The sequence below is a fragment of the Clavibacter michiganensis subsp. tessellarius genome (assembly GCF_021922985.1).
Lineage (GTDB): Bacteria > Actinomycetota > Actinomycetes > Actinomycetales > Microbacteriaceae > Clavibacter > Clavibacter tessellarius.
On record NZ_CP040788.1, the window covers coordinates 866,046 to 884,399 of the forward strand.

The 18,354-nt window shown below is 74.8% G+C and carries 15 protein-coding genes; 14 read left to right on the forward strand and 1 reads right to left on the reverse strand.

Translation table 11 applies throughout. From position 1 onward, the window contains the following. Window positions 1–18 precede the first annotated feature (18 nt). The 10 genes from dusB (at window position 19) to FGG90_RS04010 (ending at window position 13,432) form a co-directional block, all read left to right on the forward strand. Window positions 19–1,245: a tRNA dihydrouridine synthase DusB gene (dusB, locus tag FGG90_RS03965; protein WP_094130210.1), complete on the forward strand. Its 1,227-nt coding sequence runs from the start codon at window positions 19–21 to the stop codon at window positions 1,243–1,245. A 4-nt stretch (window positions 1,246–1,249) separates the two neighbouring features. Next, entirely contained in the window at window positions 1,250–2,509 is a 1,260-nt protein-coding gene (locus tag FGG90_RS03970) for a deoxyguanosinetriphosphate triphosphohydrolase (RefSeq protein WP_094131505.1), read from the forward strand. 61 nt (window positions 2,510–2,570) lie between these two features. Next, window positions 2,571–4,466, forward strand: a complete 1,896-nt coding sequence (gene dnaG, locus FGG90_RS03975) for a DNA primase (protein WP_094130207.1) — start codon at window positions 2,571–2,573, stop codon at window positions 4,464–4,466. A gap of 168 nt (window positions 4,467–4,634) precedes the next feature. After that, window positions 4,635–6,290 carry an ABC transporter substrate-binding protein gene (locus FGG90_RS03980; RefSeq protein WP_094130204.1) on the forward strand — a complete coding sequence of 552 codons (1,656 nt, stop codon included), beginning with the start codon at window positions 4,635–4,637 and terminating at the stop codon, window positions 6,288–6,290. 150 nt (window positions 6,291–6,440) lie between these two features. Then, the gene (locus tag FGG90_RS03985) at window positions 6,441–7,535 is read left to right on the forward strand and encodes an ABC transporter permease (protein WP_094130201.1); all 1,095 of its coding nucleotides are present in this window, start codon (window positions 6,441–6,443) and stop codon (window positions 7,533–7,535) included. Between the two features lies 1 nt (window position 7,536). Beyond that, a complete protein-coding gene (locus FGG90_RS03990) occupies window positions 7,537–8,511 on the forward strand; it encodes an ABC transporter permease (protein ID WP_094130198.1) in 975 nt (324 codons plus the stop codon). Then, window positions 8,508–10,220 (forward strand): ABC transporter ATP-binding protein, encoded by a 1,713-nt coding sequence (locus FGG90_RS03995; RefSeq protein WP_094130195.1) that lies wholly within the window; start codon window positions 8,508–8,510, stop codon window positions 10,218–10,220. Before FGG90_RS03990 ends, FGG90_RS03995 begins: the two co-directional genes overlap by 4 nt. 114 nt (window positions 10,221–10,334) lie before the next feature. After that, the gene (locus FGG90_RS04000) at window positions 10,335–11,312 is read left to right on the forward strand and encodes an ABC transporter ATP-binding protein (protein ID WP_094130192.1); all 978 of its coding nucleotides are present in this window, start codon (window positions 10,335–10,337) and stop codon (window positions 11,310–11,312) included. Window positions 11,313–11,422: 110 nt separating this feature from the next. After that, window positions 11,423–12,328: a D-isomer specific 2-hydroxyacid dehydrogenase family protein gene (locus FGG90_RS04005; RefSeq protein ID WP_094131504.1), complete on the forward strand. Its 906-nt coding sequence runs from the start codon at window positions 11,423–11,425 to the stop codon at window positions 12,326–12,328. 75 nt (window positions 12,329–12,403) lie between these two features. Beyond that, a complete protein-coding gene (locus tag FGG90_RS04010) occupies window positions 12,404–13,432 on the forward strand; it encodes a lactonase family protein (RefSeq protein WP_094130189.1) in 1,029 nt (342 codons plus the stop codon). Between the two features lie 83 nt (window positions 13,433–13,515). On the opposite strand, the gene FGG90_RS04015 is transcribed toward FGG90_RS04010, so the two are convergent. Continuing rightward, window positions 13,516–13,935: a hypothetical protein gene (locus FGG90_RS04015; RefSeq protein WP_094130186.1), complete on the reverse strand. Its 420-nt coding sequence runs from the start codon at window positions 13,933–13,935 to the stop codon at window positions 13,516–13,518. A 103-nt stretch (window positions 13,936–14,038) separates the two neighbouring features. On the opposite strand from FGG90_RS04015, the gene FGG90_RS04020 reads away from it, so the two are divergent. From FGG90_RS04020 to FGG90_RS04035, 4 genes are all read left to right on the forward strand, one after another. Then, window positions 14,039–14,308 carry a streptamidine-related RiPP repeat protein gene (locus FGG90_RS04020; RefSeq protein ID WP_086516542.1) on the forward strand — a complete coding sequence of 90 codons (270 nt, stop codon included), beginning with the start codon at window positions 14,039–14,041 and terminating at the stop codon, window positions 14,306–14,308. A 95-nt stretch (window positions 14,309–14,403) separates the two neighbouring features. Further along, window positions 14,404–15,345, forward strand: coding sequence for a hypothetical protein (locus FGG90_RS04025; RefSeq protein WP_165771405.1), 942 nt, complete (start codon window positions 14,404–14,406; stop codon window positions 15,343–15,345). After that, window positions 15,342–16,973, forward strand: coding sequence for a CocE/NonD family hydrolase (locus FGG90_RS04030; protein ID WP_165771404.1), 1,632 nt, complete (start codon window positions 15,342–15,344; stop codon window positions 16,971–16,973). The genes FGG90_RS04025 and FGG90_RS04030 overlap by 4 nt, the downstream gene beginning before the upstream one ends. Then, window positions 16,970–18,346 carry a YcaO-like family protein gene (locus FGG90_RS04035; protein ID WP_094130182.1) on the forward strand — a complete coding sequence of 459 codons (1,377 nt, stop codon included), beginning with the start codon at window positions 16,970–16,972 and terminating at the stop codon, window positions 18,344–18,346. Before FGG90_RS04030 ends, FGG90_RS04035 begins: the two co-directional genes overlap by 4 nt. Window positions 18,347–18,354 lie beyond the last annotated feature (8 nt).

An 18,354-nucleotide genomic window follows, 5' to 3' on the forward strand; every position in this document is an offset into this window, starting at 1 on the left:
TGGGAGAATCGAGCCGTCATGTCCTCTCCGACCCTCACCCCCGTGCCCTCCGCGGCCGACGCGCCCGGCGCGCCCGCGCCCGCCGCCGAGCCGGCCCTCCGCATCGGCGGCATCCCGCTCGACGTGCCCGTGGTGCTCGCGCCCATGGCCGGCATCACGAACACCGCCTTCCGCCGCCTCTGCCGCGAGTTCGGCGCCGGCCTCTACGTCAGCGAGATGATCACGAGCCGCGCGCTCGTCGAGCGCACGCCCGAGTCCATGCGGCTCATCACGCACCACCCGTCGGAGAAGGTCCGCTCCATCCAGCTGTACGGGGTCGACCCGAAGACCGTGCGCGAGGCCGTCACCATGCTCATCGCCGAGGACCGGGCCGACCACATCGACCTCAACTTCGGCTGCCCGGTGCCCAAGGTCACCCGCAAGGGCGGGGGCGCGGCGCTGCCGTGGAAGCTCGGGCTCTTCACCGACATCGTGGAGGGCGCCGTGAAGGCCGCGGGCGACGTGCCGCTCACGGTCAAGATGCGCAAGGGCATCGACGCCGACCACCTCACCTACCTCGAGGCCGGCCGCGCCGCCGAGGCCGCGGGCGTCGCCTCCATCGCGCTGCACGCCCGCACGGCGAGCGACTACTACAGCGGCCACGCCGACTGGTCGGCCATCGCGAAGCTCAAGCAGGCCATCACGAGCGTGCCCGTCCTCGGCAACGGCGACATCTGGGCCGCGGAGGACGCCATCCGCATGATGGACGAGACCGGCGCCGACGGCGTGGTCGTCGGCCGCGGCTGCCTCGGCCGCCCCTGGCTCTTCGGCGACCTCGCGGCGGCGTTCCACGCCCGCGCCGCCGGCCTCGATCCCGCCGACACGCCCCGCGCGCACCCCTCGCAGGGCGCCGTGGCCGACACCTTCCGCCGCCACGTCGAGCTCCTCGCCGAGTTCTTCGAGAGCGAGGAGCGCGGCTGCCGCGACGCGCGCAAGCACGTGGCCTGGTACTTCAAGGGCTATCCCGTCGGCGGCGACCTGCGGGCGGCGCTCGCCTCGGCGTCGTCGCTCGAGGAGATCGACGGCCTGCTCGCCACCCTCGACCGCGACCAGCCCTACCCGGGCGCGGGCGCCGAGGGAGCGCGCGGCCGCCAGGGCAGCATGAAGCGCACGGCGCTGCCGGACAGGTGGCTCGAGAGCCGCGACATCGACGCGCAGGATGCGATGGACATCGCGGACGGGGAGATCCACAACAGTGGCGGCTGAGGGCATGACCGGACGGTCCACGTACAGCGAGACCGACGCCGAGCGCTGGTACCCGGAGCAGCACTCCTCCCGCCGCAGCGACTTCGCGCGCGACCGCGCCCGGCTCCTGCACTCCAGCGCGCTCCGCCGCCTCGCCGCGAAGACCCAGGTCCTCAGCCCCATGGCGGGCCTGGACTTCGCGCGCAACCGCCTCACGCACTCGCTCGAGGTGGCGCAGGTCGGCCGCGAGCTCGCCTCGAGCCTCGACCTCGACCCCGACGTGGTCGACACCGCGTGCCTCGCGCACGACATCGGGCATCCGCCGTTCGGCCACAACGGCGAGCGGGCCCTCAACGACTGGGCGTTCGACATCGGCGGCTTCGAGGGCAACGCGCAGACCCTCCGGCTGCTCACGCGGCTCGAGCCCAAGGTCATCGGGCCGGAGGGGCGGCCCTACGGGCTCAACCTCACGCGCGCCAGCCTCGACGCGAGCTGCAAGTACCCGTGGCCGAGCTCGCAGTCGGTGCCGGATCCGTCGGGCCGCGGCAAGTTCGGCTTCTACGACGACGACGTGGCGGCCTTCGAGTGGCTCCGCGAGGGCGCGCCCACGAGCCGCCGCTGCATCGAGGCGGAGGTCATGGACCTCAGCGACGACATCGCGTACTCCGTGCACGACTTCGAGGACGCCATCGTCGGCGGCTACGTGGACGTGCGCGCGCTCGGCGCCCGCGTGGACCACGAGGAGCTCGTGGACTCGATGGTCGCGTGGATCGGCGGCGCGCATTCGCACGAGGAGCTCATCCAGGCCTTCGACCGGCTCGACTCGCTCGACGTCTGGGTCGACGAGTACGACGGCGGCCGCGGCGCGCAGGCGGCGCTCAAGGACCTCACGAGCCAGCTCATCGGCCGCTTCGCGGGCGCCGCCACGCAGCTCACGCGCGCGACCCACACCGACCGCAGCCTCATCCGCTTCGGCGCGCACGTGGTGGTGCCACGGGCCATCCAGGCGGAGATCGCCGTGCTCAAGGGCATCGTCGCGGCGTTCGTCATGTCGAAGAACACGCGCCAGCCCATCTACGCCCGCCAGCGCGAGGTGCTCGCGGGCCTCGCCGACGCCCTGCACGCGCGCGGCGCCGACGAGCTCGACCCGGGCTTCGCGGGCGACTGGCGCGAGGCCGCGGACGACGGGGCGCGCAAGCGCGTCATCGTCGACCAGGTCGCCAGCCTCACCGACCAGTCGGCCATCGCCTGGTACGAGCGCCTGTGCGCACGGCCCGTCTTCTGAGCCCCGCGCGGAACGCCCGGCGGCCCGGGAGCGCGCCGGCGCCCGGACGTAGGATGAGCCAATGGCCCTGATCCGCAAGAGCGACATCGACGAGGTGCGCTCCCGGGTCAACCTCGGCGACGTGGTGGGGGAGTACGTCACCCTCAAGTCCGCCGGCGTCGGATCCCTGAAGGGCCTCTGCCCCTTCCACGACGAGCGCACGCCGAGCTTCCACGTGCGGCCCCAGGTGGGCTTCTACCACTGCTTCGGCTGCGGCGAGGGCGGCGACGTCTACACGTTCCTCCAGCGCATGGACCACGTCACGTTCGCCGAGGCCGTCGAGCGCATGGCGCAGCGCATCGGGTACCAGCTCCACTACGAGGACGGCCAGGCCGCCACCGACCAGGGCAACCGGTCGCGCCTGCTCGGCGCCAACGAGGCCGCGGCCGAGTTCTTCGTCGAGCAGCTCGGATCCGAGGAGGCGGAGATCGGCCGCACCTTCCTCGGGGAGCGCGGCTTCGACCAGGGCGCGGCGCAGCGCTTCGGCGTCGGCTTCGCGCCGCAGAGCTGGGACGCGCTGTCGTCGCACCTGAAGTCGAAGGGCTACTCCGAGGCCGAGCTCGTGACCGCGGGCCTCCTCAGCCAGGGCGACCGCGGCGCGTACGACCGGTTCCGCGGCCGGCTCGTATGGCCCATCCGCGACCTCACGGGCGCCACGGTCGGCTTCGGCGCGCGCCGCCTCCGCGAGGACGACAAGGGCCCCAAGTACCTCAACACCCCGGAGACGCCCGTCTACCACAAGAGCTCCGTGCTCTACGGGCTCGACCTCGCCAAGCGCGACGTGAGCCGCGGCCGCCAGGTCGTCGTGGTCGAGGGCTACACCGACGTCATGGCCTGCCACCTCGCGGGCGTCACCACGGCCGTCGCCACGTGCGGCACGTCGTTCGGCGTCGACCACATCAAGGTGCTCCGCCGCGTGCTCGGCGACGACAGCGGGCTCGGCGAGGTCGTGTTCACGTTCGACCCCGACGCGGCCGGCCAGAAGGCCGCCATGCGCGCCTTCTCCGAGGAGCGGCGCTTCGCCGCCCAGACCTACGTGGCCGTCGGCCCCGAGGGACTGGATCCCTGCGACCTCCGCCTCACGCGCGGCGACGACGCGGTGCGCCGCATGATCCAGGGCAAGAAGCCCATGTTCGAGTTCGCCATCAAGCAGATCCTCGCCGACCACGACCTCGACACCGTCGAGGGCCGCGTCGCCGCGCTCCGGGCGGCCGCGCCCGTGGTCGCGGACATCCGCGACCCCTCGCTCCGGCCGGGCTACGCGCGCGAGCTCGCGGGCTGGCTGGGCATGGACCTCACCGAGGTCGGCCGCGCCGTCCAGACGGCCGGCCGCAGCATGCCGGCCGACGGCGCGGACCGCTCGGGCGGCACGCCCTCGGGGCGCGGCGGATCCGGCGGGCACGGCCGCGACGAGGACGGCCCGGTCGTCGAGAGCTCCCGGTCGATGTCGCTCATGGACCTGCCCACCGACCTCGCCACCCGCCTCGAGCGCGACGCGCTCATGGCGATGCTGCAGCACCCGGAGCTCGTCGGGAACGACCTCGTCATGCGCGCGGCGCAGGTCACCTTCGTCAACGAGAGCCTCGCGGTGGTGCGCGACGGCGTCATCGGCAGCATGGACGCGCTCGGCGGCGCCGACTGGCTGTCGCGCGTGGCGCTCGAGGTGCCCGAGTCGTTCGCCACCCTGGTGAAGCAGCTGGGCGTCGCGCCGCTCCCGAACCGCGGCGACGCCGACAAGCTCGCGATCTACGTGAAGGGCGTCACGGCCGAGCTCGTCGGGCGCGACCTGCTGCGTCGGAAGGCCGACCTCATCGGCCGCCTGCAGCGCACCGACGCGACGCACGAACGCGAGCGCTACCAGGAGATCCAGCGCGAGCTGATGCAGGTCGAGGCCGAGCGCCGCGCCCTCCGCGAATAGGCCCCGCCGCGCATAGGCGGCTTTGTTTCATTCGTGTGAAGAAGCGTCGTCGCGCGTCCCCGGGGTCCGGACTGCTGTTTCCCGTGTGTTAGAAATCATGCACAGCACAGCGTCCGTGTCTTCCCGATGCGCGGGCGCGATCCCCTCCACGAAAGAGGCATTCGGAACATGACGTCCGCATTCTCCCGGCGCTCACGCGTCCTGCTCGCCACGGCCGGGTTCTCCGCCGCGGCCCTCGTCCTCGCCGGCTGCTCCGGCGGATCCGGCGACCCGCTCGCCGAGGACGGCGCGTCCGGCGGCGGCTCGATCGTCGTCGGCACGACCGACAAGGTCCTGTCGCTCGACCCCGCCGGCTCCTACGACAACGGCTCGTTCGCGGTGCAGAACCAGGTCTACCCGTTCCTGTTCAACAGCCCGTACGGCAGCCCGGACGTCGAGCCCGACCTCGCCGTCTCCGGCGAGTACACCTCGGCGAACGACTTCACCGTGAAGCTCAAGCCCGACCTGAAGTTCGCGAACGGCCACGCGCTCACCGCGAGCGACGTCAAGTTCACGTTCGACCGCATCGCGACCATCGCGGCCAACGGCGCCGACAACGGCAACGGCCCGTCCTCGCTGCTCGCGAACGTCGAGTCCGTCGCGGCGCCCGACGACACCACCGTCGTCTTCACGCTGAAGACCGCCAACGACCAGACCTTCGAGCAGGTGCTCTCGAGCCCCGCCGGCCCGATCGTCGACGAGGAGGTGTTCCCGGCCGACGCGCTGGCGGACCCCGCCGACATCGTCTCCGCGAACGCGTTCGCCGGCCAGTACGTCATCACCGACTTCCAGCTCAACCAGCTCGTCGCCTACGCGCCGAACGCCGACTACCAGGGCGTCCTGCCGAAGGCCGCGAACGGCGGCGTCACCGCGCGCTACTACGCGGACGAGACGACCATGAAGCTCGCCGTCCAGAACGGCGAGATCGACGTGGCGGGCCGCTCGCTCGGCGCCACGGACATCGCCGACCTCAAGAAGGACGACTCCGTCCAGGTCATCGACGGCCCCGGCGGCGAGATCCGCTACATCACGTTCAACCTGAACACGCAGCCCTTCGGCAAGACCACGGGCGAGGCCGACGAGGCCAAGGCCCTCGCGGTCCGCGCGGCCGCCGCCGACCTCATCGACCGCGACGAGCTGTCGACCCAGGTCTACAACGGCACCTACACGCCGCTCTACTCCTACGTGGCCGACGGCCTCTCCGGCGCCAACCAGGCGCTCAAGGGCCTGTACGGCGACGGCGACGGCGGACCGGACGCGGACAAGGCGGCGAAGGCCCTCTCCGACGCCGGCGTGCAGACCCCCGTGGCCCTGCAGCTCCAGTTCAACCCGGACCACTACGGCGCGGGCTCGGACGACGAGTACGCGCTCGTGAAGCAGCAGCTCGAGGCGACCGGCCTCTTCCAGGTGAACCTGCAGTCCACCATCTGGGACCAGTACAGCAAGGCTCGCGTGAACGACGAGTACCCGGCGTACCAGCTCGGCTGGTTCCCCGACTACTCGGACGCGGACAACTACCTCACGCCGTTCTTCTCCCCGCAGTCCTTCGTGAAGAACCACTACGACAACCCCGTCGTGACGGACCTCATCACGAAGCAGCTGTCGGAGGCAGACGCCTCCACGCGCGCCGCGCTCATCGGCCAGATCCAGGACGAGGTCGCCGCCGACCTGCCGACCCTGCCCCTGCTCCAGGGCTCGCAGGTCGCGGTGGCCGGCAAGGACGTGAAGGGCGTGACGCTCGACGCGTCCTTCAAGTTCCGCTACGCCCCGATCACCAAGGGCTGAGCCGACCGGCGGGAGGGCGGTCGATAGGCTGACGCCCTCCCCGGATGGGGCGTCCCGCTGCGGCGGGACGCCCCACTCCTGTGTCACCCGCGGTGGCACCGCCCGCCCGCCCCGCACCGCTCCTCCGCCGACCTGAAAGGCACATCCGCCGTGACCGTCATCCCGGACGCCGTCCCCGCGTCCGCACCCCCCGGCGCCAAGCCGCCCAAGGCCCGGAAGCAGGGGATCGGGCTCGGCCAGTACATCCTCATCCGCGCCGTGCTCATCATCCCGACCGTCTTCATCCTCGTGACGCTCGTGTTCTTCCTCATGCGCATCGTGGGCGACCCGATCTCCGCGGCCGTGGGCGACCGCCTCACGCCGGAGCAGCTCCAGGAGCGCCTGGCGACCGCCGGCTTCGACCGGCCGATCATCGTGCAGTACCTCGAGTACCTCGGCCAGATCGCGACGGGCGACTTCGGCCGCTCGCTCACCGACAACCGGCTCATCAGCGAGGTCCTGCTCCAGTACGGCTCCGCCACGCTCGAGCTCGTCATCTACTCGCTCATCGTCGCGTTCCTCATCGGCATCCCGCTCGGGCTCGTCGCCGCGTACTTCAAGGACCGCACGCCCGACGCCGTGCTGCGGATCCTCGCGATCCTCGCCTACGCCACCCCGGTGTTCTTCGCGGGCCTGCTCCTCAAGCTCGTCTTCTCCGTCTGGCTCGGGATCCTCCCGCTGTCGGGCCGCGCGGACACGCGCGTCGAGGTCGCCCTCGGGCGGCTGGAGAACCCGACGGGCATCTACCTCATCGACGCGCTCCGCCTCGGCAGCCCCACCGCCGTGAGCGACGTGCTCGAGCACGCGGTGCTGCCGGCGCTCGCGCTCGGCCTCCTCACCGCGGGCATCTTCCTGCGGCTCGTGCGCACCAACGTCATCTCCACGCTCGGCACCGAGTACGTGGACGCGGCGCGCTCGCGCGGCGTGGGCGAGTTCCGCCTCACGACGCGGCACGCGCTGAAGCCCGCGCTCATCCCGATCATCACGGTCGTGGGCCTGCAGATCGCCGTCATGCTCGGCGGCGCTGTGCTCACCGAGACCACGTTCGAGTGGCGCGGCCTCGGCTTCCAGCTGGCGCAGTACCTCGCGGCGCGCGACTTCGTCGCCGTGCAGGGCATCGTGGCGCTGCTGGCCGTGATCGTGGCCGTGACCAACTTCATCGTCGACGTCGTCGCGGCGCTCATCGATCCGCGAGTGAGGTACTGACATGACCGACACCACCACCGTCCCCGCGGCCGCCCCGGCGCGCCGCTCGCTCCTGTCGCGCCTGCCGCTCCTCTCGCACGTGCGGCAGAGCGTGGGCCTCCAGCGCGGCATGCTCGTCGCCGGCATGGTCATCACCGGGATCTTCATCGTGCTCGCCGCCCTCGCGCCCGTCATCGCGCCGTTCGGCTTCGCGCAGGGCCGCGACGACTCCGGGTCGTTCCCGCGCCAGTCCGCCCCCGACGGCACCCACGTCTGGGGCACCACCGTCGGCGGGTACGACGTGTTCTCGCGCGTCGTCTGGGGCACGCAGACCGCCCTCTCCGTCGTCGTGATCGCCGTCGTGCTCTCGCTGTTCGCCGGCGTGCTGCTCGGCGTCGTCTCCGGCTACCTCGGCGGCTGGCTCGACCGGATCCTCGTGGTCATCGCCGACGCCATCTACCCGTTCCCGACGCTGCTGCTCGCCATCGTGGTGAGCATCGTGCTGAACGGCGGGCAGTCGAGCCTCTGGGGCGGCATCCTGTCGGCGGCCGTCAGCATCACGGTCGTCTACATCCCGCAGTACTTCCGGGTGATCCGCGCGGAGGTCGTGCGGCTGAAGGCGGAGGCGTTCGTCGAGAGCGCCAAGGTCATCGGCACGTCGACGCCGCGGATCATGTTCGTGCACGTGCTGCGGAACTCCACCCGCACGCTGCCGCTGATCCTCACCCTCAACGCGTCGGAGGCCATCCTCACGCTCGCGGGCCTCGGCTTCCTCGGCTTCGGCATCGCGCCGACGTCGGCGGCCGAGTGGGGCTACGACCTCAACCGCGCGCTCGCGGACACCGCGAGCGGCGTCTGGTGGACGGGCGTCTTCCCGGGCGTCGCCATCGTGCTGCTCGTCCTCGGGCTCACGCTCGTCGGCGAGAGCGTGAACGACATCTCCGACCCCAAGCTGCGCGCCCGCAAGCGCGCCTCGACGAAGAAGGTGGCCGCATGAGCGACGTCGTCTCCATCCGCGACCTCGGGGTGACCTTCGCGACCGACGGCGGCGACGTCCGCGCGGTCGACGGCGTGTCCCTCACCGTCTCGCCCGGCGAGATCCTCGCCATCGTGGGGGAGTCGGGATCGGGCAAGTCCGTCACCGCCCGCACCGTGCTCGGGCTCCTCCCCGACACGGCCGTCACCGACGGCGCCGTGCTCCTCAGCGACCGCACGGGCCAGGGCGCGGTCGACGTGCTCTCGCTCTCCGCCGACGAGCTGCGCCGGGTGCGCGGCCGCGACGTCGCGATGGTGTTCCAGGAGCCGTCCACGGCGCTGAACCCCGTGCACACGGTGGGCTGGCAGATCATCGAGGGCCTCCGGGCCCACGGCCGCGTCTCGAAGAAGGAGGCGCGGGCGAAGGCGATCGACATCCTCCGCCGCGTCGGCATCCCGGATCCCGAGACGCGCGTCGACCACTACCCGCACCAGTTCTCCGGCGGGCAGAAGCAGCGCGTCGTCATCGCGATGGCGCTCGTGCTCGACCCCGGCCTCATCGTCGCGGACGAGCCGACCACGGCGCTCGACGTGACCGTGCAGGCCGAGATCCTCGACCTGCTGCGCCGCTGCCGCGACGAGTTCGGCGCGGCCGTGATCCTCATCACCCACAACATGGGCGTCGTCGCCGACCTCGCCGACCGGGTGGCGGTCATGTACCGCTCGCGGCTCGTGGAGCAGGCCGACGTGGCCACGCTCTTCGCGTCGCCGCGCGAGGAGTACACGCGGAACCTCCTGGCGTCCGTGCCGAAGCTCGGCGAGGGCGTCGCGGCGACCGAGGAGCGCGCCGCGGTGCGCACCCGGGCGCGCGCGGCGTCGACCACGCAGGCCGCGCCGGTCGTCGTGGCGAAGGGGCTCGAGATCGAGTACCCGGGCCGCCTGGGCTCGCCCGCCTTCCGCGCCGTGAAGGGCGTCGACCTGCACATCGAGGCGGGCGAGGTCCTCGGGCTCGTGGGGGAGTCGGGCTCCGGCAAGACCACCATCGGCCGCGCCATCGCGGGTCTCACGAGCGTGTCCGGCGGATCCCTGCAGGTGCTCGGCACCGAGATGCTGGGCGTGCGCGAGCGCGACTTCCGGAGGAAGCGGGCCGACATCGGGTTCGTGTTCCAGGATCCGGCGACGAGCTTCAACCCGCGCCTCACCATCGCCGAGTGCGTGGCCGAGCCGCTCATCGTCCACGGGCGGGCGAAGAGTCCCCAGGCCGCGCGCTCCCGGGTCGACGAGCTGCTCGAGGCCGTGCAGCTGCCGAAGGCGTTCGGCGACCGCTACCCGCACGAGCTCTCGGGCGGCCAGCGCCAGCGCGCGAGCCTCGCCCGCGGCCTCGCGCTCGAGCCGTCGCTGCTCGTGGCCGACGAGCCCACGAGCGCGCTCGACGTGTCGGTGCAGGCGCGCGTGCTGGAGCTCTTCGCCGAGCTGCAGCGCGAGCTCGGGTTCGCGGCGCTGTTCATCAGCCACGACCTCGCCGTCGTCGACCTCCTCGCCGACCGGATCGCCGTGCTGTACCGCGGCGAGCTGGTGGAGGAGGGCACGGGCGCCGAGGTGCTCGGGAACCCGCAGCATCCGTACACGCAGCGCCTGCTGGCGTCGCTGCCGGTCCCGGATCCCGCCGAGCAGGCCGAGCGCCGCGGCCGGCTGCACGCGCTCCGGGCCGCCGAGCGCGCGGACGGCTAGGCGGCCTCCGAGCGGGGCCCGGCCGATGCCGGGCATGATGGGACGCGACCCGCGCAGGCGTCCGGCCGGGCACGACGCCCGGCCGGACGGCCTCGCCGAGGACGGAGCAGCCGCATGACGCACACCCCCCGAGACGCCGAGCCGGGCGCGCCCGACGCCGCCGGATCCGCGTCGACCGAGCCCGTGCTCGACGCGCGCGACCTCCGCCTCGCGTACGCCCCGCGCCGCGGCGCCGACACCCCGCCCGCGGTGGACGGCGTCACGCTCCGCATCCGGCCGGGCGAGGTGCTCGGCCTCGTCGGCGCGAGCGGCTCCGGCAAGTCGTCGCTCGCGCGCGTGCTCGCCGGCCTCGTGCCGCCCGGCGAGGAGGGCGCCGCCGTCCCGCGCATCACGGGCGGCGACGCGTCGGTGCTCGGCCAGGGCCTCCGCCGCATGGGCCGCCGCGCCCGCACGCGCACCACCTACGCCATCGGCTACGTGCCCCAGGACGCCGGCACGACGCTCCACCCGCAGCTCACGGCGAGCGAGGCCATCGCCGAGCCGATCTTCTCCCGCGACCGCCGCTTCGACAGCCAGGTCGCCGCCCGCCGCGTGGTCACGCTCCTCACCGCCCTCGACCTCCCGCCCGGCACGCAGGACCGCTACCCGCACGAGCTCTCCAGCGGCCAGCGGCAGCGCGTGGCCCTCGCCCGCGCGCTCGTGCTCGGGCCCCGACTCCTCATCGCCGACGAGCCGACCTCCGGCGTCGACGTGATGAGCCGCGTCGCGGTCCTCGACCTGCTGCGCGACCTCCAGGCCCGCGGCGGGTTCTCGGCCCTCATCGTCAGCCACGACCTCGCCGTCGTCGAGCGCCTCACCGACCGGCTGGCCGTGATGCACCGCGGCACGCTGGTCGGCTACGGCGACATCGACCACGTGCTCGCGGATCCCACGCACCCCTACGTGCAGGGGCTCGCCGAGTCGCGCGCCGCGGCCGACGGCCGCCCGACCGCCGTCACGGCGTCGGATCCGGACCCCACCGCACCGCCCGTCGTGATCGACCAGCCCGCACCCCCCGCCCGCGTCCCGCACCCCCGGAGGCCCCTCGCATGACCGACACCGCCGCATCCGCCCCCGCCCCCCGCCGCGTCCACCGCGCGGTCGACGGCGCCACGCCCCACCGCCTCGAGGGCGACGCGCGCCCCGAGCCCGGCCCCATCGCGATGCTGCCCCGCACCGAGGACGCCTACCTCGAGGCCGTCCGCGCGGGCGGCGGCGAGGTCGCCGAGCTCTCGCCCGAGACGCGCGGCATCGTCTGGCTCTCGATCACGCGGGCCGCCGAGCTCACGGACACCCTGTCCGCGAACCCCCAGGTGCAGTGGGTGCAGCTGCCGTTCGCGGGCGTCGACGCCTTCGCCGACACGCTGCGCGCGTGCGACCGCCCGGGCCTCGTCTGGACGAGCGCGAAGGGCGCGTACTCGCAGCCCGTCGCCGAGCACGCCCTCGCCCTCACCCTCGCCGCCCTGCGCGAGCTCCCGAAGCGCGCGCGGGCCACGTCGTGGGCGTCGTCCAGCGGCCTCTCCCTGTACGGCGCCGAGGTCGTCGTGGTGGGCGCGGGCGGCATCGCGCTCGAGTACATCCGGCTGCTGCGCCCGTTCGACGTCACGGTCACGGTGGTCCGCCGCAGCGGCGACCCCGTCGAGGGCGCCGACCGCACCGTCACGGCCGACCGCCTCGACGAGGTCATCGCCGACGCCGACGTCGTGATGCTCGCGGCCGCCAGCACGGACGACACAGCCCGCCTCATCGGCGCCCCGCAGCTCGCGCGCATGAAGGGGACCGCGGTCCTCGTCAACATCGCCCGCGGCGCGCTCGTGGACTCCGACGCGCTGCTCGAGGCGCTGCGGGCGGGATCCATCCACGGCGCCGGCCTCGACGTCACCTCGCCCGAGCCCCTGCCCGACGGCCACCCGCTGTTCTCCGAGGAGCGCTGCGTCATCACGCCGCACACGGCCGACACCCCGGACATGGTGCGGCCGCTGCTCGCCGAGCGCATCCGGCTGAACACCGAGGCGTTCCTCCGCACGGGAGCGTTCGTGGGCATCGTCGAGCCGTCGTCCGGGTACTGAGGCGGGGCCCGCGCGAGCGCCCGGGCGAGCGGCCGGGCGTGCGCGTCGGGGGCGCCGCGTAGGGTGATCCGCGTGATGACGCCCGAGGAAGCCGCCGTGCCCGAGGTCTCGATGTGGGCGGGCGGGTACACGTCCGACTCGGGCGGGTCCGGCATCGGCATCACGGGCCTGACGGTCGACCCGGTCACGGGCGAGCTCGCCGTCGTCGGCACCGCGGTCGAGACGCCCTCGCCGTCGTTCCTCCTCGCGCGCGGCGACGTCGTCTACGCGGTGGGGGAGGCGGCCGACCGCGTCGAGGCCTTCCGCCGCGGCCCCGGGGGATCGCTCCGCTGGGCGGGCGGCCAGCCGAGCGGCGGATCCGGCCCCTGCCACCTGCACGTCGTCGACGACCTGCTCCTCACCTCCCACTACGGCGACGGCACCGTGGCCGTCCACCCGCTCGCGGAGGACGGCACCATCGGCGCGGCCGTCCAGCTCCTCGGCGCGGAGGGATCCGGACCGCGCCCGCAGCAGGACGGCCCGCACGCGCACAGCGCCCTGCACGTGGGCGACGGCGTCGTGCTCACCGCCGACCTCGGCACCGACACCGTGCACGTGCACGTCCTCCGCGGCGGACGGCTCGAGCGCGTCGCCGCCGTCGACCTGCCCGCCGGCACCGGCCCGCGCCACCTCGCGCTCCTCGACTCCGGCCGCGTGCTGCTCGTGGGCGAGCTCGACGGCACGCTGCACGCGCTGGAGGGCACCGGGACGACGTGGCGAGTCGCCGCCTCCACGCCGTGCGCGGCGGAGCCCGACCCGCGCGACTCCGCGGCCGAGGTGCGCGTGTCCGCCGACGGGCGGCTCGCGTACGTCGGCCTCCGCGGATCCGACCGCATCGCCGTGGTCGGCATCGGCGCCGACGGCGGGCTCGCGCCGGTCGCCGCGTTCGACTGCGGGGGCGCGATGCCGCGGCACCACGTGCTCGCGGGGGACCGGCTGCACGTCGCCAACCAGGCGTCCGGCACCGTCACCACCTTCCGGCTCGACCCGGCGACGGGGCTGCCCACGGCCGCCCCCGCGGTCCTCGCGGTGCCGAGCCCCACGTACCTGCTGCCCGTCGCCTAGGGCGCGTCGTGCGACGCACGACCCGCGGCGGATGATGTCGCCTCCCGCCCGGGGGCTGACGGGGTCGCCTCCCGCCCGGCGGCTCAGCGCAGCAGCATCGGCGCGGCCGCCCGGATCTCCTCCTCGACGCCCAGCCCGCGCCAGCCCGCCGAGGTGAACACCCGTCCGCCGACGCCGTTGCGGTCCACGAGCGCGAAGCCGACCGCGCGGATCCCGGAGTAGGCGAGGAGCACGGGCCGCCCGGGATCCGAGACCAGCGCGACGATGCGGTCCCGCCGGGCCTCGAGCAGGGGCAGGGCGTCCGCGGGCGATCGGTCGGCGGAGGGCGGCTCGGCGACGACGGCGTCCACGGGGTCCGGGTCCGGATCCGGGTCCGCCGTGCCCGCCGCGTCGCCGTCCGGCGCGGTGGCCGCCGTCGCGCGCTCCCGGTGGTCCTCGTCGAGCAGCGACCACAGCCGGTCCACGTCGTTCGGCCGCGCCTGCACAACCCGGAACATCCCCATGCGCCGACGCTACCTGTGGACAGGCGATCCGTCCGCGTCCCCATCCGGCCTAGCGTGACTCCATTGAGAACCGTTCTCAATAAGAGAGAGGAAGGATGCCGACATGATCGACGTCTCCATCACCAGGATCGCCGGCGACGACGTGCTGAGCGCGCCGCAGGGACCGGGCACGAACGCCCTCGTCCACAACCCGTTCGCCGTCGAGGCCATCGCCGGCGACGACGTGCTCAGCGCGCCGCAGGGACCGGGCACGAACGCCCTCGTCCACAACCCCTTCGCCGTCGAGGCCATCGCCGGCGACGACGTGCTCAGCGCGCCGCAGGGACCGGGCACGAACGCCCTCGTCCACAACCCCTTCGCTCTCCAGCACTAGGAGAGGGAAGCCGGCCGGCGCGCCCCGCGCGCCGGCCGGGACGACCTCCCGCATCCGCCGCCCGGCCTGCCGGCCCCACCCGAACGTGAGACCCGATGCTCCGCCTCGCCCCGCACCACCTCCTCTACCGCGTCGCCGCCGACGAGTGGCGGCACGTCAACCCCGCCCGCGAGTTCCACCGCGTGAGCGGACCCGACGCCCTCATCGCCGAGGTCGTCGCGCGACTCGCGGGGGAGGGCGTCCCCGCGTCGGACGATGCGCGATCCGCCGACGACCCCGCGGCCCCGCTCGTGCGGCTGCTCGAGGAGCGCGGCGCCCTCGTGCCCGGGATCCCCGACGCGGCAGGGCCCCTGCCCGGCACGGCTCCCGTGGCGATCCACGGCGACGGTCCGGTGGCCGACGCCCTGCGCGCGCTCCTCGGCGGGCGCGCCATCGCGGTCGGCGGGGACGGCGCCGGCAGCGGTGCCGACGCATCCGCCCTCGCGGAGTCCTGCGCCCTCGCCGACGCCTGCGCGCTGATCTCCGTCGCCCCCGAGCAGCCCGACGCCGCCTGGAGCCGCCTCGGCCGCGAGCTCGCCGGCACCGGCCTCCCCTGGCACCGCATCCACCAGGAGGGCGAGCTCCTCGTCGTGGGCCCGCTCCAGGCGGCGTCGGGTCCGGGATCCGTGACCTACGCCGACTACCGCGGACGCCGCCGCGCGGCCCACCGGGTGGTCGAGGAGCTCGACCGGCTGTGGGCCGAGGCCGACGCGCGCGTCGCCGCGGGCGTCGCGCCCGCGCACGCCTGGCACGGCGTCGGGACGGGCGCGGCCGCCATCGCCGCGGGCATCGCCCTCGACGAGCTCGCCGCGCACCTGCGGGGCGCGGATCCGGGCATCCGCCACGAGCACACGATCGACCTGGCGTCGGGGCGCGTCGAGCGCCATCCGGTGCTACCGCTCCCCGTGGACCTGGCCGCGCCGCCCGCGGCCGCCTCCGCCTCCGCGACCGGCGCCGCGGATGCCGCCCTCGCCGCGCCCGCCTTGGGCGCCCGGTGACCGGCGGCACGATCGCCGGGCTGCCGCTGCCCGCATCCGACGGCTGCGCCCTCGTCCTCGACGCGCACGTGCCGGAGGGCGCGGGCCGCGCCGACGGCATCGGGCGCGTGCCGTGCGTGGTCACGCGCACGCCGTACGGGCGGTCCGCGCACCTCGCCGAGGGCCGCGGCTGGCGCGAGCGCGGCCTCGCGTACGTGGTGCAGGACGTCCGCGGCCGCCACGACTCCGACGGCGCCTGGGCCCCGTACCGCGGGGAGCGCGAGGACGGCGCCGCGCTCGTCGACTGGATCACCGCCCAGCCCTGGAGCGACGGCCGCGTCGTCGCGTACGGCGGCTCCTACTCCGGGTACACCGCCTGGGCGATGGCGGTCGAGCGCCCCGACGCCGTGCGGGCGGTCGTCTCGCTCGGCCCGTCGATGTCGCTCGCGCGCACGAAGTTCGGCGGCGGCGGGATCCTGCGCCTCGCCGAGCACGCGTCCTGGTGGCTGGAGCGCGGCGACGCCCGCACGAGCCGCGACGGCCTCGCGGCGCGCGTCTTCCGCGAGCGGCCCGGGATCCTGCGGCACCTCCCCGTCCTCGACCTCCCGCGCGCGATGGGCGCGCACCTGCCGTCGTGGGCCGGGATCGTGGAGGACGGCGCGGATGCGCGCACGGGGGAGGAGATCACCCCCGCCGAGCTGGCCGGCCTCTCCGCCGCGACGCTGCACGTGGGCGGCTGGCACGACCTGCTGCTGCCGGAGACCCTCGAGCACCACCGCGTCGCCGGATCCGCCGTGCCCGGCACGCCGTCCCACCTCCTCGTCGGCCCCTGGGAGCACGACCTCGTCGCCAGCGCGTCCGGCCGCGTCGGCGACCTCGACCACGGCGACGACGCCGTCGTCCCGTGGGGCCGGATGCTCGTCGACTGGATCCGCGACGCCCTCGACGGCTCCCTCCCGCCCCGGCGCGCCGAGGTGCACGTGCGCCACGCCGGCTGGGAGCGGCACGACGACTGGCCGCCTCCGCACGCGTCGACGCGCGTGGCGTGGACCGCGGACGGCGCGCACGGGTTCGTGCACGACCCGCGGGATCCGCGCCCCTCCCGCCACGCGGGCGTCGACCGGCGCGCGCTCGCGTCCCGGCCCGACGCCGTGCGGGCCCGCACGCTCCCGCTGGAGGAGCCGCTGCGGCTGACCGGCGGCGTCTCCGTCGAGCTGGCCTCCGCCTCGGACGCGCCCGGCGTCGACTGGATCGCCCGGCTGCTCGCGCAGGACCCCGACGGGGCCGAGCAGGAGCTCGCGGCGGGGGAGACGACCGTCGCGGGCCCGCACGCCGACCGCCGCCTCGCGATCCCGCTGGGTCCCGTCGCGGCGGTCCTCCCGCCCGGCACCCGGCTCGTGCTCGAGCTGGCGGGAGCCGACGCGCCGCGGCTCGCGCGCAACCTCGGCGGGCCTCCGGCGGACCGGTACGGATCCTCCGGGCAGGAGCCGGTGCGGCAGGCCGTGCTCACGGGCGCCGCGACGCCGCTCGCGCTCGTGCTGCCGATCGCGGCGGGGGCGGCCCCGGTCGCGGACGACGTGACGGCGGGCGGTGCGCCCGCCACGGCCGAGCGCCACCACGCGCACGCGGCGGACGCGGTGGGCGCATGAGCGTCCACGACCTCGTCGACGCCCGCACGGGCCTCCTCACGTCCCTCGCGCGGCAGCCCGCCGACCCGCGGCTCCCGTTCGCGTGGGTCGGGCACGGCGCCACGGTCTCCCGCGCCGACCGGTTCGCGCCGTGGCGGGCCGACGGCTTCGGCTTCGGCGCGTCCTCCGGGGATCCGGTGCCGGCGCGGCTCGCGGCGTGCGGCGAGGCCGTCGAGCGGTACTGCGGCAACGCCGTGCCGGAGCGGTTGATGCGCGCCTCCCACGCCGCGCTCACCGCCCGCGGCCTCCGCGCGGTGGATCCCGACGACCTCGCGCTCTACTCGCCCGCCCAGCACGCCGCCCCCGGCTTCCCGTTCCGGCCCTTCACGCGGCGCGACGAGGTGCTGTGGACCGAGGGCACGGACCTGCACGACGGCGGTCCGGTGCTCGTGCCCGCCTCGCTCGCCTGGCTCGACTTCGTGCACGGCGCGCGCGCCGACGAGGTGCCGCGGCACTCGCTCGCGTACTCGGGCATCGCCGCGGGCGCGGACCGCAGGATGGCCGAGCGGAACGCGCTCGAGGAGCTGTGGGAGCGCGACGCCTGCGCGATCTGGTGGGCGAGCGGCGCCTCCACGCGCGCGCTCGACGACGGCGGCCGGATCACGGGCGCGCTCGGCTGGGCCGACGACGCCACGACGCCGCCCGTGCGCGTGCGGCTCCTGGAGGTGCCGTCCGAGTCGCCCGCGCCCGTGGTCGCCGCGTTCCTGGAGGAGGAGCACGCCGACGGATCCCGGCTCGTGGCCTTCGGCAGCGCCTGCCGCAGCACGCCGGAGCACGCGGCGACCAAGGCGCTCGTGGAGGCGCTCGGCCTCCTGCAGCTCACCCGCCAGCTCGTCGACCCCGCGAGCGAGGTGTGGCGGGCGGTCCGCGCGGGCGGCATCGAGGAGCACGTGTTCCTGCCGTACCGGGAGGACCGCCGCTACCTCGACGACGTCGGCCCCGGCTACGCGCGGCTCACCGACCTGCCGCCCGTGGCGCAGCTGCACCTGGATCCGCGGAGGAACGGCGCGCACCTCGACCGGCTGCGGCCGACCGCGACCGCCCCGCTCGACGACCTGCCGCGCATCGACGCCGCCGACCCGACCCCCGTCCACCTCGAGGCGCTGGCCCGGCTCGGCATGCGGGCCGTCTCCGTCGACCTCACGACGCCCGACGTCCGGCTCGCCGGGCTCGAGGTCGTGCGCGTCGTGGTGCCGGGGCTCGTGGGGAACGGGCCGCCCGCGTACCCGCTGCGCGGATCCGCCCGCCACCTCGACGTGCCGCGGCGACTCGGGTTCGACCGGATCCCCGCCACCGCCGACGACCTCGTCGCCGACCCGATCCCCCTGGCATGAGAGGCCCG